The sequence below is a fragment of the Micromonospora sp. MW-13 genome (genome assembly GCF_003434305.1).
Lineage (GTDB): Bacteria > Actinomycetota > Actinomycetes > Mycobacteriales > Micromonosporaceae > Micromonospora.
Genome location: NZ_QKKX01000028.1, coordinates 1 through 13,498 on the forward strand (window position 1 = coordinate 1; position 13,498 = coordinate 13,498).

At 75.2% G+C, this 13,498-nt stretch carries 14 protein-coding genes; 8 read left to right on the plus strand and 6 right to left on the minus strand.

Features of this window, described 5'->3' with window-relative positions:
• Window positions 1-420: DUF305 domain-containing protein (locus tag C5N14_RS14675; RefSeq protein ID WP_133305766.1), on the plus strand; the 420-nt coding region annotated here is incomplete at its 5' end.
• Between the two features lie 141 nt (window positions 421-561).
• Here C5N14_RS14675 and C5N14_RS14680 read toward each other — a convergent pair.
• Window positions 562-864: a metal-sensitive transcriptional regulator gene (locus C5N14_RS14680; RefSeq protein ID WP_117668654.1), complete on the minus strand. Its 303-nt coding sequence runs from the start codon at window positions 862-864 to the stop codon at window positions 562-564.
• 148 nt (window positions 865-1,012) lie between these two features.
• Between C5N14_RS14680 and C5N14_RS14685 the strand changes: the two genes are divergently transcribed.
• From C5N14_RS14685 to C5N14_RS14705, 5 genes are all read left to right on the plus strand, one after another.
• A complete protein-coding gene (locus C5N14_RS14685; protein WP_117668655.1) occupies window positions 1,013-1,222 on the plus strand; it encodes a heavy-metal-associated domain-containing protein in 210 nt (69 codons plus the stop codon).
• 29 nt (window positions 1,223-1,251) lie between these two features.
• Complete coding sequence (locus tag C5N14_RS14690) at window positions 1,252-2,259, plus strand: hypothetical protein (protein WP_117668656.1); 1,008 nt, start codon at window positions 1,252-1,254, stop codon at window positions 2,257-2,259.
• 13 nt (window positions 2,260-2,272) lie between these two features.
• The gene (locus C5N14_RS14695) at window positions 2,273-4,543 is read left to right on the plus strand and encodes a cation-translocating P-type ATPase (protein ID WP_117668657.1); all 2,271 of its coding nucleotides are present in this window, start codon (window positions 2,273-2,275) and stop codon (window positions 4,541-4,543) included.
• Between the two features lie 218 nt (window positions 4,544-4,761).
• Complete coding sequence (locus C5N14_RS14700; RefSeq protein WP_117668658.1) at window positions 4,762-4,935, plus strand: CsbD family protein; 174 nt, start codon at window positions 4,762-4,764, stop codon at window positions 4,933-4,935.
• Window positions 4,936-5,121: 186 nt separating this feature from the next.
• Window positions 5,122-5,631: a hypothetical protein gene (locus C5N14_RS14705; RefSeq protein ID WP_117668659.1), complete on the plus strand. Its 510-nt coding sequence runs from the start codon at window positions 5,122-5,124 to the stop codon at window positions 5,629-5,631.
• Window positions 5,632-5,709: 78 nt separating this feature from the next.
• On the opposite strand, the gene C5N14_RS14710 is transcribed toward C5N14_RS14705, so the two are convergent.
• Complete coding sequence (locus C5N14_RS14710; protein WP_117668759.1) at window positions 5,710-6,972, minus strand: DUF2786 domain-containing protein; 1,263 nt, start codon at window positions 6,970-6,972, stop codon at window positions 5,710-5,712.
• A gap of 330 nt (window positions 6,973-7,302) precedes the next feature.
• Window positions 7,303-7,749, minus strand: coding sequence for an ATP-binding protein (locus C5N14_RS14715; RefSeq protein WP_117668660.1), 447 nt, complete (start codon window positions 7,747-7,749; stop codon window positions 7,303-7,305).
• A 239-nt stretch (window positions 7,750-7,988) separates the two neighbouring features.
• On the opposite strand from C5N14_RS14715, the gene C5N14_RS14720 reads away from it, so the two are divergent.
• Both C5N14_RS14720 and C5N14_RS14725 read left to right on the plus strand, forming a co-directional pair.
• Window positions 7,989-9,512, plus strand: coding sequence for a glycosyltransferase family 2 protein (locus tag C5N14_RS14720; protein ID WP_117668661.1), 1,524 nt, complete (start codon window positions 7,989-7,991; stop codon window positions 9,510-9,512).
• Window positions 9,513-9,575: 63 nt separating this feature from the next.
• Window positions 9,576-9,911: a YnfA family protein gene (locus C5N14_RS14725; protein WP_117668662.1), complete on the plus strand. Its 336-nt coding sequence runs from the start codon at window positions 9,576-9,578 to the stop codon at window positions 9,909-9,911.
• Window positions 9,912-10,066: 155 nt separating this feature from the next.
• Here C5N14_RS14725 and C5N14_RS14730 read toward each other — a convergent pair whose 3' ends face one another.
• The 3 genes from C5N14_RS14730 to C5N14_RS14740 all read right to left on the minus strand — a co-directional run bounded on the left by C5N14_RS14730 (window position 10,067) and on the right by C5N14_RS14740 (window position 13,496).
• A complete protein-coding gene (locus tag C5N14_RS14730; protein ID WP_207892740.1) occupies window positions 10,067-11,470 on the minus strand; it encodes an LLM class flavin-dependent oxidoreductase in 1,404 nt (467 codons plus the stop codon).
• Between the two features lie 83 nt (window positions 11,471-11,553).
• Window positions 11,554-12,453, minus strand: a complete 900-nt coding sequence (locus C5N14_RS14735) for an ABC transporter permease (RefSeq protein WP_117668663.1) — start codon at window positions 12,451-12,453, stop codon at window positions 11,554-11,556.
• Window positions 12,450-13,496: an ABC transporter permease gene (locus C5N14_RS14740; protein ID WP_165878113.1), complete on the minus strand. Its 1,047-nt coding sequence runs from the start codon at window positions 13,494-13,496 to the stop codon at window positions 12,450-12,452. Before C5N14_RS14740 ends, C5N14_RS14735 begins: the two co-directional genes overlap by 4 nt.
• Between the last annotated feature and the right edge of the window lie 2 nt (window positions 13,497-13,498).

A 13,498-nucleotide genomic window follows, 5' to 3' on the forward strand; every position in this document is an offset into this window, starting at 1 on the left:
CACCGGCAGGCGGTGGAGATGGCCGAACTGGCCGCCGCCCGGGCCGCCGACGCCGAGGTCAAGCGGCTCGCCACTCGGATCACGGCCGCCCAGGGGCCGGAGATCGCCACCATGACCGGCTGGCTCACCTCGTGGGGCCGCCCCGTTCCGTCCGACGGGCCCGGCATGCCGGGGATGGACCACGGCATGCCCGGGATGATGTCCGACGCGGACCTGACCAGGCTGGCGGGCGCGTCCGGGCCCGAGTTCGACCGGCAGTTCCTGGCCATGATGATCGCCCACCACGAGGGCGCGATCACCATGGCGAACGAGGAGCTGGCGAAGGGCACGAACGCCGAGGCCAGGGCGATGGCCCAGCAAATCGTCACCGCCCAGCGGGGTGAGATCGACGAGATGAACAAGATCCTCGCCAGGCTCTGACACCGGCGGACCCCGTGGTCGGGGGACGGGTCTCCCGCCCGCCCCCGACCCGGGCGCGTCCGGCGGCCACGCCCCCGAACCCGGCGACGGGGGCGGCGACGTGGCCGCCGGACGGCGGCGGGTGCGGGTGCGGGGTGGCGGTCAGCCGCGCTTCATGAGGCGGCCGACGGCGGCCATCATCTCGGTGGCCATCTCGTCGGCCCGGCCCCCGACGGCACCCTCGTGCATGCAGTGCCGGGCATGCCCGTCGAGCAGGCCGAGGGCGACCTTGTCGAGGGCGGCCTGGATCGCGGAGATCTGGGTGAGCACGTCGATGCAGTAACGGTCCTCGTCGACCATCTTCTCGATGCCGCGGACCTGGCCCTCCACGCGGCGGAGCCGCGCGAGCAACTGGTCCTTGCTGGCGGTGTATCCCCGGGTCGGGGCGGGCGTCGGTGCGGTCATGACACCGAGAATAGCCTACCCCTGGGGGGTATGCTACGGTCCTTGGTGACGCCGATACCCCCTCCGGGTATTGGGTTCTCGGAGACGGCTGTGGTCCGCCCCACAAGTACCCCCCCGGGGTAACGTGGGCCGGGAGAGGAGAATTGCGATGGTCACCACGACGTACCAGGTGCAGGGGATGACCTGCGGGCACTGCGTCAACTCGGTCAGCACCGAGGTCGGCGCGATCGAGGGCATCAGCGACGTCCAGGTGGAGCTGGCCTCCGGCCGGCTCACCGTCACCAGCGAGGGCCCGCTGGACACCGACACCGTGCGCGCCGCCGTCGACGAGGCCGGTTACGACCTCGTCGGCGCGTGACGCCGCCCGCACAGAAACCGAGGTACCCGATGAACACGGCGACGAAGCTGAGCGGTTTCGCCCTCGGCCTCGCGGCGGTGTTCGGCGCGGCGTACGGGGCCGGCCGGGTGGCCGGCCCCGTCACCCCGGCCGCCGAGACCCGCCACGACGCCGGTGACCCCGCCCACGGCGGCGCCGCACCGCCCTCCGGCGGCGCGCACTCCTCCACCGACGACGCGGTGCGCCTGCCCGGCGGGCTGCTCGTGTCCGACCGGGGCTACACCCTCGCCCCGGTGGCCGCGCCGGCCGGCGAGTTCGCCTTCCGGATCACCGGTCCCGACGGTGCCCCCGTCACCCGCTACGACGTCGCGCACGACAAGCGGATGCACCTGATCGTCGCGCGGCGGGACCTCTCCGGCTTCCGGCACGTCCACCCGGAGCTCGCCCCGGACGGCACCTGGCGGGTGGCGTCCCCGCTCGGCGGCCCGGGCGTCTGGCGCGCGTTCGCCGACTTCACCCCCACCGGGGGCCCGGCGCTGACCCTCGGCGCCGACGTCACCGTGCCCGGTGCGGTCGACGCCCGCCCGCTGCCCGTCCCGGCGACCAGCGCCACGGCCGACGGGTACACCGTCACCCTGGCCGGCTCGCCGCAGCCGGGCCGCGCCACCGAGCTGACCCTGACCGTGAGCCGGGACGGCACGCCGGTCACCGACCTACAGCCCTACCTCGGCGCGTACGGGCACCTGGTGGCGCTGCGCCAGGGGGACCTGGCGTACCTGCACGTGCATCCCGAGGGCGCGCCCGGGGACGGGCGGACCCCGGCCGGGCCGGCGGTGACCTTCTCCGTCGAGTTCCCCTCGGCCGGCGCGTACCGGTTCTACCTCGACTTCCGGCACGGCGACGCGGTGCACACCGCCGAGTTCACCGTCGTGGCGGGCGTCCCCGGCGGCCCGGCCACAGCCACCCCGACCACCACCGAGAGCCCGAGCGCCACCGCCCCGACCGGCACCCCGACCGCCGGTGCCGGGCACGGGGTCCCCGGGCACGGACACGACTGACAGGAGGGCGGCGATGACCTCGCCCCCGCGGCCGTTGCAGGTCGCAGCGAACCAGATCGACCTGGCGATCGGCGGGATGACCTGCGCGTCCTGCGCCGCCCGGATCGAGAAGAAGCTCAACCGGATGGACGGCGTGACCGCCACGGTCAACTACGCCACCGAGAAGGCCACCGTCTCGTACGCCGACGGGGTCACCCCGGACGACCTGATCGCCACCGTCGAGAAGACCGGCTACACCGCCGCCCTGCCGCCCCCGCCCGCCCCGGCCGGCGCGGAGCAGGCAGCCGCCGAGCCGGTCGACGAACTGCGCGGGCTGCGTACCCGGCTGTGGGTGTCGGTCGCGCTGGCCGCGCCGGTGATCCTGCTCGCCATGGTCCCGGCCTGGCAGTTCGACTACTGGCAGTGGCTGTCGCTGACCCTGGCCGCCCCGGTCGTGGTCTACGGCGGCCTGCCGTTCCACCGGGCCGCGCTCGTCAACCTGCGGCACGGCGCGGCGACCATGGACACCCTGGTCTCGCTGGGCACCCTGGCCGCGTTCGGCTGGTCGCTGTGGGCGCTGTTCCTCGGCGACGCCGGCACACCCGGGATGACCCACCCGTTCCGCCTCGACATCACCCGCACCGACGGCGCCGGCAACATCTACCTGGAGGCCGCCGCCGGGGTGACCGCGTTCCTCCTCGCCGGCCGGTACTTCGAGGCCCGGTCCAAGCGGACCGCCGGGGCGGCGCTGCGCGCCCTGCTGGAGCTGGGCGCCAGGGACGTCGCCGTGCTGCGCGACGGCGTGGAGACCCGCCTCCCGGTGGACCAGCTCGCGGTGGGGGACCGGTTCGTGGTCCGCCCCGGCGAGAAGATCGCCACCGACGGGGTGGTCGAGGAGGGCACGTCGGCGGTCGACGCCAGCATGCTCACGGGTGAGTCCGTCCCCGTCGAGGTCGGCCCCGGCGACACCGTGGTCGGCGCGACCGTGAACGCCGGCGGCCGGCTGGTGGTCGCCGCGACCCGGGTCGGCGGCGACACCCAGCTCGCCCAGATGGCGAGGCTGGTCGAGCAGGCCCAGACCGGCAAGGCGGCCGTGCAGCGGCTGGCCGACCGGATCTCCGGGGTGTTCGTCCCGATCGTGATCGCGCTGGCCGCCGGCACGCTGGGCTGGTGGCTCGGCTCCGGGGCCGGCCCCACCGCCGCGTTCACCGCCGCCGTGGCGGTGCTGATCATCGCCTGCCCGTGCGCGCTCGGCCTGGCCACGCCGACGGCGCTGCTGGTCGGCACCGGGCGGGGCGCCCAGCTCGGCATCCTGATCAAGGGCCCGGAGGTGTTGGAGTCCACCCGGCAGGTCGACACGGTGGTGCTCGACAAGACCGGCACCGTCACCACCGGCCGGATGGCCCTGGTCGACGTGCTCCCCGCCGCCGGCGGGGACGCCGCCGAGCTGTTGCGGCTGGCCGGGGCGCTGGAGGCCGCCAGCGAGCACCCGATCGCCCGGGCCGTCGCCGCCGGGGCCGCCGACGCGGGGCCGCTCGCCCCGGTGACCGGATTCGCGAACGTCGAGGGGCTCGGCGTCACCGGGACCGTCGAGGGCCACGAGGTGACCGTCGGCCGGCTGCGGCTGCTGAGGGAGCGCGGGCTCGACGTACCGGAGGGGGTCGAACGGGCGGTGACCGGCGCGGAGGCCGCCGGCCGGACGGCGGTGCTGGCCGGCTGGGACGGTCGGGCCCGGGGCGTGCTCGCGGTGGCCGACGTGGTCAGGCCGACCAGCGCGGGGGCGGTCGCCGGACTGCGCACGCTCGGCCTGACCCCGGTGCTGCTCACCGGCGACAACGCCACGGTGGCGAAGGCGGTGGCCGCCGAGGTCGGCATCGACGAGGTGACCGCCGAGGTGCTGCCCGCCGACAAGGTGGCCGTGGTGCGGCGGCTCCAGGCCGAGGGCCGGACCGTGGCGATGGTCGGCGACGGGATCAACGACGCCGCCGCCCTCGCCCAGGCCGACCTGGGCCTGGCCATGGGCACCGGCACCGACGTGGCGATCGAGGCCAGCGACCTGACGCTGGTCCGGGGCGACCTGACCGCCGCCGTGGACGCGATCCGGCTGTCCCGCCGCACCCTGGCGATCATCAAGGGCAACCTGTTCTGGGCCTTCGCCTACAACGTGGCCGCCCTGCCGCTGGCCGCCGCCGGCCTGCTCAACCCCATGATCGCGGGGGCCGCGATGGCCTTCTCCTCGGTCTTCGTGGTGGCCAACAGCCTCCGCCTGCGCCGCTTCCGGCCGGCGTACCCCACCCACCCCTGAACCGGCGACCCGGAGTTGACGGCAGGTCCGGTCCCGGGACCGCCGGCAACTCCGCGGCCGGCCGGCGGGACGCGGACCGGGTCGACCGGCGGGGCCGCGGTCGTCCAGCCCCGTCACCCTGGGTGAGTTTCGCCCGGGCGAAGACGGTTGGGCGGCCGGGCGGCGGGGTACATCCAGGGCGTCGAAGAACTGGGAAACCAGAAACGCTGGAGGTTCGCATGGGTATCGACGACAAGATCGCCAACACGTCCGAGAACGCGGCCGGCAAGCTGAAGGAAGGCGCCGGGCGGGCCACCGACAACGAGCGGCTGGAGGCCGAGGGGCGCAACGACCAGGCCAGCGCCAAGCTCAAGCAGGCGGGCGAGAAGATCAAGGACGCCTTCAAGAGCTGAACAGCTCGCACCCGCGCCGGGCCGGCCCACGCCGGCCCGGCGCGCTGCGTGCCGGTGGCCGCGTACCACGGGCGGGGCCGCTGCCGGCCGGGTGGACACCCTCGTGCCGGTGGGCACGGTCCGTGACACGTCCGGCATGCTGGCACGGTCCACCACCGAACGGGGGAGAACATGTCTCGTCGTGCCGTGACCGCGCTCCGTGCCACCGCCCTGCTGACGCTGGCGGCGCTCGCCGCCGGCTGCCAGTCGGCGGAGGACGGCGCAGAGCCGGCCGCCGCGCCGGCCACCAGCGACTCGACCGTGTCGACCGGGACCGCCGTGCCGGCCACCAGCGCCGCGTCGACCCCGTCGGGGTCGCCGTCCGCCGTCACGGCAGCCAACACCGACGAGGTGTGCCGGGCGGTCGACAAGCTGATCCTCACCGGGAGCAAGAAGATCGTCGCGGACTCCGCGGACGCCACCCGGGACGAGGCGACCAACGAGGAACTCGACGCCCGGCTCAAGCGGACCCTCTCGGGCCTGGCCGACGGCGTACGCAAGCAGGCCGCCCGCGCCGAGGACCCGCAGATCGAGGCGCTGATCAGGGCCACCGCGAAGCAGCTCGACGCGGGCGCCCGATCGGCCAGCCCGGTGAAGTGGATGAGCACCACCTTCGTGAACATCCCGCCGAAGCTGGCCCGGGAGTGCCGCGCCTGACGCCCGGCGAGAACGTCGGTGTGGACCGTTCCGCGCGGGGGCGACCCGGGGCTGAACCGGCGCCAGGTGCCCGGCGGGTCAGCGGTCGGAGCGGCGGGCGGGCCGGTGGCCGGCGGGCAGCGGCCGGGACGGGCGGCCGGCCGGGTCCAGCGACGCCCGGTCGGCAGCCGACGTGCCGGAGGACCAGCCCTCCTCGTCCGAGACCGTGAGCCGCTTGCGGGTGACCCCGGGGAAGAGGTCGTCCAGCCGTTCCCGCACCGCGTCCGTGCGGGCCGCGAGCACCGGCAACAGCCGGTCCGCCCCCTGCTCCCGGGCCGCCTCCCGGCTGGCCTCGTCGGTGGCCGAGCGCAGCCGCTCGCCGATCCGCAGCGCGAACGCGTTGAGGAACGACTCGTCGTACGCCTTCGTCCGGCGGCTGCCGCCCGTGGACCGGCGCTCGGCCCGGCCCCGCAGCATCGCGGCGGTGGCCTGCACCAGCAGAGACGTGTAGAGCAGTTCGACGGCGGCCAGGTCGGCCGGGAAGCCGAGCACGGTGGCGAACTCCAGGTCGTCGGACCAGACCGACTCGCACCGGTTCGCCGCCGCCACCTCCTGCACCAGCAGCGCCTTCGCCCCCGGGTACGGCGGCTCCGCGCCGAGCCGCACGCCGCCGGGCGCGTCGGCCCGCTCGGCGGTCGCGGCGACCAGGGCGACGTCGAGGCTGTGCCGGGTCATCAACTCCTGCGCCTTGCCGGTCAGCGCCTCCGCCTCCGCGGGGAAGGTGGTCGACTCGGCCTTGGCCAGCAGGGCCCGCACCCGGTCGAGCATCCGCGACCCGCTGCCACCGGCCGGGACGGCCGCCGCCGGGGCGGTCGTGCCAGGTGGCGGGCGGAGCACCGCGATCGGCGGCAGCCCCTCGACCAGCGCCAGCACGTCCACCGCGTCGCGCAGGGCGGCGATCCGGTCGGTGCCCTCCCGGGCCGCCCAGGACGTCAGGTACCGGCGATCGTCGTCCCACCACACGGCCGCGTCGAGGCCGGCGAGCTGGTCGTCCCACCAGCCGGGCACCGGACCGGGCTGGTCGCGGCGCTGGGCGGCGGCCAGGTCGACCGCCAGCCGCCCGGCCGGCGGGCCGAGCCGGCGGGCCGCGATCCGGGCCAGGTCCGCCGGCTGCCAGCCCCGGGGCCAGAGCCGGCCCACGCCGCGCACCAGCCGGGCCGTCAGGGCGGCGTCCACCGCTGCGGGGCCGTCCGCGACGCCCGCGCCGACCACCAACCGGTCCAGCAGCCGCTCCGCCGCGCGTACGTCGGTGCCACGCGCCGCCGCGAGGGCATCGGCGACCAACTCGTCGGCGTCCGGCACGGTGTCCTCCGTCGGTTCTGGTCCCCGGTGTTCGGCCGGCGGCTCGCGGGGCGGCCGGGTGCCGTTCCGCCCCGGGAACCGTACCGCCGGGGCGTGCCGGGCCGGGCGTGAGCGCCGCCACGCCCGCCGGGCCGCCGGGCCGCCGTCGGCTCCGTCCCGCCCCCTGGGGCGGGTGCCGCGGTGGTGACGGGCGGGGCCGGCGCGGACGACCGACACCGGCCGGAAGGCCCTCCGGCCCGGCCCGCTCGTCGTCGGTCGGCTCCGCAGATCGGCTCCGGGGTGGGTCCACCCGGCGAACCCGCAGCACCGTGGCGTCGTCGGGGTGGCCGCTCAGCCGTCTGCCTGGCCCTCCCCGCGCGGGAAGGACGCCCAGATGTGCTTCGTGTCCTCCGTGGCGTACCAGCCGACCGCCAGGGAGAACGCCCGGGCGAGTTGGAGGCCGCGACCGCCGGCGCCCAGCGGGCGGATGTCGGCCAGTTCGGGCACGGTGCTCAGGTCGCGGTCGGCGACGTCGAGGATGAACACCTCCTCGCCGCGCAGCAGCCGGACCGTGGTCGGCGGCAGCCCGTGCAGCAGGGCGTTGGTGGCCAGCTCCGTGGCGACCAGCACGACCCGCTCGGGAATGCCGTCGAGCTCCTCGCCCTCGGCGAGGGCGTGCCCGGTGAGTGCCTCGTGCAGGGACGCGCGGAGATTGCGCAGCTCCGCCCCGGTGGACAGGGCCCAGCAGCGCAGCTCGGTGGCGCGGGGCGGTGGCGGCGAAGTACGCAGCGATCGCATGGTCCCGGTTTACCCGCGGCGCTCGCCGCTCACACGGCCTCCGCCGGTCCCGCCAGCAGCCTGCCACCGGTCACGCGAGCACCTCGCCGGTGATGTCGATCTTGTTGGGGCGGAGGGCGCCAGGGGTGTTTTTGTGTAACGAGTCGGACACAGGAGAGACAACATGTGGTGCCTTCAACGGTCCATGATGGGCATTTGAGGCCGACCAACGATCCGCGGATCCGACGGGGAAGAAGACGATGACCGCCAGTACGAGTGCTCCGAAAGTCAGCGTCGTGGTGCCGGCGTACAACTCCGGGCCACACCTGGAGAAGCTGGTCGCCTCGCTGTTGCGCCAGTCGCTGCCGCCCGGTGAGTTCGAGGCGGTGTTCGTCGACGACGGCTCCACCGACACGACGCCCGCCCGGCTGGACGAGCTGGCCGCCGCGCACCCGCACATCCGCGTGCTGCACATCGACAACTCGGGCTGGCCGTCCCGGCCGCGCAACCTCGGCGTCGCCCACGCCCGCGGCGAGTACGTCTTCTTCGCCGATGACGACGACTGGTTCGGCGACGAGGCGTTGGAACGCCTGCACGCCCACGCCGTCGAGCACGACGCCGACATGGTGGTCGGCAAGATGGCCGGGCACGGGCGCTCGGTGCCGCGCGAGCTGTTCCGCCGGGACCGCTGCGACGCCACCCTGGCCAACTCGCCGCTGATCGACAGCCTGACCGCGCACAAGCTGTTTCGCCGGTCCTTCCTCGACGAGCACGAGATCCGGTTCCCGGAGGGGCCCCGCCGGCTGGAGGACCACGCCATGGTGACCCGGGCGATGTTCCTGTCCCGGCGCACCTGCGTGCTGGCCGACTACGTCTGCTACCACCACCTCCGGCGTGCGGACGCCGGCAACGTGACCGCCCGCAGGCTCGACCCGGCCGGGTACTACGCCAACCTCCGCGAGGCGCTGGACATCGTCGACGCGCACACCGAGCCGGGCCCGGTGCGCGACAGGCTGCACCGGCGCTGGCTGCGCAACGAGATGATCAACCGGCTGCGCGGGAAGCGACTGCTGGAGGCCCCGCCGGACTGGGCGGCCCAGGTGGCGCTGGAGTGCGGGAAGGTGATCCGGGAGCGCTTCGCGCCGGGCGTCGCGGCCGGGCTGCCGCCGCTGCAACGGGCGATCGCGTCCCTCACCGCGCGGGACCGGCTGGCCGAGCTGCGCCGGCTCGCCGAGTGGGAGGCGGGGGTCCGGGTCCGAGCCCGTGTCGACGGACACCTGCTGGCCGGGTCCGCCGTCACCCTGGCCGTCACCGCCCACCTGGAGTCCGGCGACCAGCCGGTCACCCTCGCCGTCTCCGACGGGCGGCACCGGCTCGCGCTGCCCGTCGACGGCGTCGACCCCGACCTGCTCGACGTCACGGACCGGCGGTCCAAGGCCCGGCTCGACGTCGTCGTGCGGCGCAGGGACGGCGGGGAGGAGTTCTTCCTGCCGGTCGACCAGCGCGCCGAGGAGGAACCGGTCCGGTCGGCCGGGCCGGGGCGGGTGCACCTCGTGCACCACGCGACCGCCCGGCTCGACTTCGCCACCCTCAACGCCGGCCGGACCGAGGGCACCTGGATCCTGAAGGCGCGGCTCACCGAGAACGGGTGGACCGAGGACGCCCGCCTGCCGCTGAGCTTCCACTGCGCGGCCGACGGCGCGGCACCGGTCCTGCTGACCCCGGCCCGGCCGGGCCTGCGGGCCCGCCTGCGCCGGGCCGTGCAGCGCCTGCTGGGTCGCTGACCGGGCGGTTCCGGGGAGCGCGGTGCGGGGGCCGGCGAGGGTGGCTGGGGTACGGTCCGGCAGGTGACCGTCTTCCGTTCGCTGCTGTTGTTCGCCCTCGCCGCGCTCGCGGAGATCGGCGGCGCCTGGCTGGTGTGGCAGGGCTGGCGCGAACATCGCGGCCTGTGGTGGGTCGCCGCGGGCGTCATCGCCCTCGGCGCCTACGGCTTCGTGGCCACCTTCCAGCCCGACCCGAACTTCGGCCGCATCCTGGCCGCCTACGGCGGGGTGTTCGTCGCCGGCTCGCTCGCCTGGGGCGTGCTCGTCGACGGGTTCCGCCCCGACCGGTGGGACCTGACCGGCGCAGCCATCTGCCTGCTCGGCGTCGCCGTCATCATGTACGCCCCGCGCGGCGCCTGACCGGCTCGACCCGCCGCCCGCCCGGGGCGGGTGGGGCCTGGTACTCCTCGTCGGTGACGAGGTCACCCCGCTGCGACCCGCGGACCGAACCCCGGCCGGTGACCGCCAGGGCCGGGCGGGCGGGGTGCCGCGAGCCGTGGGGGCCGGGCGGCGGCTCAGCGCTCCGACCCGGAGCCGTCCAGCTTGCGGAACTGGGCGCCCGGGTGGTCGTCGCGCAACCGGCGCTGGCCCGTGCCCTGGTACCGCTCACGCAGCGTCTGCGGTGTCGCGGCATAGGGCCGGAGCAGCCCACGGTCCCGCAGCACGGGGACGACCTCCCGGATGAAGTCCTCGAACGTGCCGGGGAACACCGCGTCCGCGAGCGCGTAGCCGTCCAGGCCGGTCCGGTCGGCGAAGTCGACCATCTCGTCGACCACCCGCTCGCCGGACCCGACGAACTTCGGGTGGATGCCGCCGATGCCCATGTACTCGGCCACCGCCCGCAGGGTCCAGGTGCGGCTCTTGTCGATCTGCGTGAAGGCCGCCAACGTCGACCGGCTGGCCTCGGTCTCGATGTGCACCAGCGGCTGGTCCGGGTCGAACTTCGACCAGTCGACGCCCGTCCAGGTCGAGAAGAGCACCAGGGCGGCCTCGTGGTTCGGGTAGGTCGTCAGCTCGGCGTACCGGGCCTGCGCCTCGGCGTCCGTGGCACCCGTGATCACGCTCACCGCCGTGATGAACCTGATCGAGTCCGGCGCCCGCCCGAGCTCGACGGCGCGACCCCGGATCAGGTCGATCGACCGCTTCACCGACTCGGCCGAGTGCCCGCCGAGGAAGACGACCTCGGCGTTGCGCGCGGCGAACTCCCGGCCCCTCGGCGAGGCGCCGGCCTGGTACAGCACCGGGGTCCGCTGGGGGCTGGGCTCGGACAGGTGGGCGCCCGGCACGCGGTAGTACCGGCCCACGTGGTCGATCGGGTGCACCCGGCGGGCGTCGGCGTAGACCCCCGCGGCCCGGTCGGCGACGACGGCCGTGTCCTCCCAGGAGCCCTCCCACAGCTTGTAGCAGACCTCCATGAACTCCTGGGCCCGGTCGTAGCGCTCGTCGTGCGGGACCTGCCGGTCGAGCCCGAGGTTGCGGGCCGCGCTCTCCTGGAGGCTGGTCACGATGTTCCAGGCGATCCGGCCGTTCGTGACGTGGTCCAGCGTGCTGAACTTGCGGGCGAGCTGGTACGGCTGCTCGTACGTGGTCGACACGGTCACGCCGAAGCCGACGTGCTCGGTGGCGGCTGCCATCGCCGAGACCAGCAGCAGCGGGTCCAGCAGCGGGGACTGCACGCCGTTGCGGAGGGCCGCGTCCGCGTTCCCGCCGTACACGTCCTGGTGGCCGAGCGTGTCGGCCATGAAGATCCCGTCGAAGCCGCCCCGTTCGAGTCGCTTCGCCAGCTCGATCCAGTGCTCGATCCGGGTGTACCCCGTCGAGTTGTCGTCGGGGTGGGCCCACAACCCCGAGGGGCTGACCGCGCCCAGGCCGAAGGCGTTGAGGATCAGCGGCCGGCGGGGCAGGTCCGGCATGGTCATCGGGGGCTCCTTAGTGTTGCCGGGGGTGGCTTCTCTCGGGCGGTGTCGACCGGCGGGCGGGGGCTGTCCGGCCGCCCGCCGCCTCATGTGAGCCCCCGCCGGAAGGGCACGCCGAGGGCGGCGGGGCCGTGCCCACGGCGGGCGAGGACGGTCATGGTGAGCAGCGCGAGGAGGTACGGCGTGGCCAGGAGGAGCTGGGGGTTGAACTGGTACCCGAGCGCCGGCAGGGCGAGCCGCATCGCGTCGGCGGCGCCGAAGAGCAGGCAGCCGGCCAGCGTCCCGCGCAGCGTCCAGCCGCCGAAGATGACGGCGGCGAGGACGAGATAGCCGCGTCCGGCGGTCATGTTCGGGTTGAAGAGCCCGACCTCCGCGACCGCCAGGTAGCCGCCGCCGAGACCGGCGAACGCCCCGCACACCAGCACCGCCTGGCGACGTCGGCGCGGCACGTCCACGCCCGAGGCGTCGGCGGCCCGGGGACCGTCCCCGCAGGCGCGCAGCTCCAGGCCCCAGCGGGTGCGGTACCCGACCCACCACAGCGCCGGCGCCAGGCCGAGCAGCAGGTACGCGGGCCACGGCTGGTCGAACAGCGCGCCGCCCACCACCGGCAGGGCAGACAGGCCGGGGACGGTCAGGTGCGGTACGTCCACCGGCTCCGTGGGCGCCGGCAGGTAGCTGGTCAGGCCGAGGACCAGCACGTTGAGGGTCAGGCCGACGACGTTGGCGTCGACGGTGAGCCGGTAGCTCATGCCCGACTGGGCGAGGGCGACGCTCAGCCCCGTCGCGGCGGCGCAGAGCAGGCCCAGCGCGGAGGAGCCGGTGGCGACGGCGCCCACGTAGCCGCCGAAGGCGGCGGCCAGCATCATCCCCTCCAGGGAGACGTTCAGCGCGCCGGCCCGCTCGGCGATCCACTCGCCCAGCGCCGCGAACAGCAGGGGGACGCTCAGCCGCAGCGCGCTGGCGAGGACGAGTTCGAGGCCCGTCACGACCGGCTCCGCCCGGGACGCCGACGCAGGCGCAGTTCGGCGAACGCCGCCGGCAGGGTCGAGGCGATGACGATCAGCGCCGTCAGCACCGACACCAGATAACGGGGGACGCCGGTGGAGGCGAGGAAACCCGCGCCGGCGCGCAGCGCGCCGAAGAGGACGGCGACCGGCACGACGGCGGCGGGATGGTGGCGGGCGACGAGCGCCACGAGCAGCCCCTCCCACCCGAGATTGTTGGCGATGCCGCCCTGCATCCGGTGGACGTCGCCGGCGAGGACCACGCCCCCGGCCAGGCCGGCGCAGCCGCCGGAGATCAGCAGCGCGCCCCCACCGACGAGGCCGGCGCGGACGCCGGACCGGCGGGCGGCGACCGGGTTGAGCCCCAGCAGGCGCAGCCGGAAGCCCCACTGACTGCGGGCGAGCAGCACCACCGTCGCCGCGGCGATCCCGATGGCGAGCAGCGCGCCCGCGCCCACCTCGATCCCCGGGTATCGGCCCCACCGCGGCAGGTGCGCGGCGGCGGGCAGGACGGCCGACTGGGGCAGCCGGTTCTGGCCGGCCGGCGTCGCCTCCTGGAGCAGCCAGTCCCGGTTGAGCGCGAAGGAGACGAGCTGACTGGCGAGGAAGATCAGCAGCAGCGTGCCGATCACCACGTTGACCCGGCGCCAGTAGTGCAGGGCGGCGGCGACGCCGGCCCACAGGGCGCCGCCGGCCGCCGCCGCGCCGAGGGTGAGCACCGGCGCCAGCCAACCGGGGGCGGGCACGCGCAGGGCGACGAAGGCGCCGGCCAGGGCGCCGATCACCAGTTGACCCTCCTGGCCGATGTTGAACATCCCGGCCCGGGCGCATACCACCGCACCCGTCGCGACCAGCAGCAGCGCCGTCGCCTCGTCGAGCACCCGCCCCAGCGAGAGCAGATCCGCGAAGCTGCCCTGGTAGAGGGTCAGCGCGACCTCGGCGGCGGAGTGTCCGGTCAGCTCCACGAGCAGGGCGACCGCCGTCATCGTGACGGTGAAGGACGCCAGGTAGGCCAGTGGCGTCACCA

What these genes read in the sequence shown, in the direction of transcription:
- C5N14_RS14680 (WP_117668654.1), bottom strand. Translation starts at nt 864, where the DNA reads ATGACCGCACCGACGCCCGCCCCGACCCGGGGATACACCGCCAGCAAG.
- C5N14_RS14685 (WP_117668655.1), top strand. Translation starts at nt 1,013, where the DNA reads ATGGTCACCACGACGTACCAGGTGCAGGGGATGACCTGCGGGCACTGC.
- C5N14_RS14690 (WP_117668656.1), top strand. Translation starts at nt 1,252, where the DNA reads ATGAACACGGCGACGAAGCTGAGCGGTTTCGCCCTCGGCCTCGCGGCG.
- C5N14_RS14695 (WP_117668657.1), top strand. Translation starts at nt 2,273, where the DNA reads ATGACCTCGCCCCCGCGGCCGTTGCAGGTCGCAGCGAACCAGATCGAC.
- C5N14_RS14700 (WP_117668658.1), top strand. Translation starts at nt 4,762, where the DNA reads ATGGGTATCGACGACAAGATCGCCAACACGTCCGAGAACGCGGCCGGC.
- C5N14_RS14715 (WP_117668660.1), bottom strand. Translation starts at nt 7,749, where the DNA reads ATGCGATCGCTGCGTACTTCGCCGCCACCGCCCCGCGCCACCGAGCTG.
- C5N14_RS14720 (WP_117668661.1), top strand. Translation starts at nt 7,989, where the DNA reads ATGACCGCCAGTACGAGTGCTCCGAAAGTCAGCGTCGTGGTGCCGGCG.
- C5N14_RS14730 (WP_207892740.1), bottom strand. Translation starts at nt 11,470, where the DNA reads ATGACCATGCCGGACCTGCCCCGCCGGCCGCTGATCCTCAACGCCTTC.